Below are 1,529 nucleotides of genomic sequence, written 5' to 3'. Positions count from 1 at the left end.
GCGTACGGCGTGGTAGGCGTTGTCCTTCTCGACGTAGCCGAAGTCCTCGCCGTTGACCCGCAGCACGCCGCGGTCGACGGTCTCCAATCCGTTGACACAGCGCAGCAGTGTCGACTTCCCGGACCCGCTCGGGCCGATGATGCACGAGATCTCGCCCGCAGCGACGGACAGGTCGATGCCCCGCAGCACCTCGTGATGTCCGAAGCTCTTGTGCAGCTTGCGGGCGACGATGGTTCCGTCGGCTTTCACAGCAGCGACTCCTTTGTCGCGGTGGTGACTGCGGCCTGCCGGCGGGTGGAGCGGGAGAAGCGGCGTTCGATCATGGACTGGGGCACGCTGAGTGCGAGGGTCATGATCAGGTACCAGAGGCTGGCGACGATGAGCAGTGGGATGGTCTGGTAGGTGCGGGCGTAGATCGACTGCGCGCTGTTGAGCAGTTCGGCGACGCCGAGCACGCTGACCAGTGAGGTGCCTTTGAGCATGCCGATGACCTGGTTGCCGGTGGCGGGGATGATCGCGGGCATGGTCTGCGGGATGATCACGTGGCGGAGCCTGGTGAAGCCGCGCATGCCGAGCGAGTCCGCGGCCTCGTGCTGGCCACGGTTCACCGAGGCGAACCCACCGCGGATGATTTCCGCCATGTAGGCGGCTTCGTTGAGTGTCAGGCCGACGATGGCCGCGGTGAGCGGAGTCATCAGGGCGTTGACGTCCACCGGGGTGGAAATGTCGGTGAAGGGGATGCCGATGGAGACGTTCGGGTAGAGCGCGGCGATGTTGAACCAGAAGATGAGTTGCACCAGTACCGGTGTGCCGCGGAAGAACGTGATGTAGAGCGTGGCCAGGCCGGAGATCGGTGTCTGGTGCGACATCCGCATGATCGCGAGCAGCAACCCGAGCAGCACGCCCAGTCCCATGCTGACCACCGTCAGGACCAGGGTGAGGACCAGACCGTCCAAGATGGACTCAGTGGTGAAGTAGCTGAACACCACCGGCCAGCCGTAGTTCTCGTTGGTCACCGTCGTGTAGACCAGGGCGGCGACGACCGCGATCGCGACGGCCCAGCTGAGGTAGTCGCGCGGACGTTTCGGCGTGATCCGCTTCTTGCGCTCCGGCAACAGTTCCGGTGCCCGGCTCCCGGCCGGCGAATCGATCGTGGTCGTCGACATCACTGCCCCAGCGGTACGGCCATCGCCGCGGTCTCGATGCCGAGGCTCTGGAAGCCCCATCGGTCGAGCGCTTCGGCGTACTTGGGACTGTCGATGATGGACTGGATCGCCGCCTGGATCGCCGGGGTCAGCGCGGAACCCTTGGGCAGTGCCACGTTCACCTTCGCCGTGACCACCCTTTCTGGCAGCACTTCCAGTACGTTCGGCTGCCGCTTGGCCGTCCACGACAGCGAGGTGAAGTCGTACATCACGGCGTCGAGGCGCTTGGAGGCGAGCTGGGTCAGCGAGTCGTTGACGCTCGGCAAAGTGACTCCGGTGATGGCCGGTTTGCCCTTGCTGGTGCAGTCCTTCTCGTTGAGCTGG

The 1,529-nt window shown here is 64.9% G+C and carries 2 protein-coding genes and 1 pseudogene; all 3 read right to left on the bottom strand.

Features of this window, described 5'->3' with window-relative positions; genetic code table 11:
- Nucleotides 1-249: ATP-binding cassette domain-containing protein (locus DI276_RS17445; protein WP_157984766.1), on the bottom strand; the 249-nt coding region annotated here is incomplete at its 3' end.
- Entirely contained in the window at nt 246-1,166 is a 921-nt protein-coding gene (locus DI276_RS17440) for an amino acid ABC transporter permease (protein WP_112264544.1), read from the bottom strand. The genes DI276_RS17445 and DI276_RS17440, both read right to left, overlap by 4 nt.
- A pseudogene (locus tag DI276_RS50955) lies at nt 1,166-1,529 on the bottom strand (ABC transporter substrate-binding protein); the annotation flags it as partial. The gene DI276_RS17440 and the pseudogene DI276_RS50955, both read right to left, overlap by 1 nt.

The organism is Lentzea terrae (genome assembly GCF_003265345.1).
Taxonomy (GTDB): domain Bacteria; phylum Actinomycetota; class Actinomycetes; order Mycobacteriales; family Pseudonocardiaceae; genus Lentzea; species Lentzea terrae.
Note: the sequence above shows the minus strand (reverse complement) of the source record. Positions and strands in the feature narration are given on the sequence as shown.

Excerpts from the sequence above, each read along its gene's own strand:
- DI276_RS17440 (WP_112264544.1), bottom strand. The coding sequence starts at position 1,166 with ATGTCGACGACCACGATCGATTCGCCGGCCGGGAGCCGGGCACCGGAA.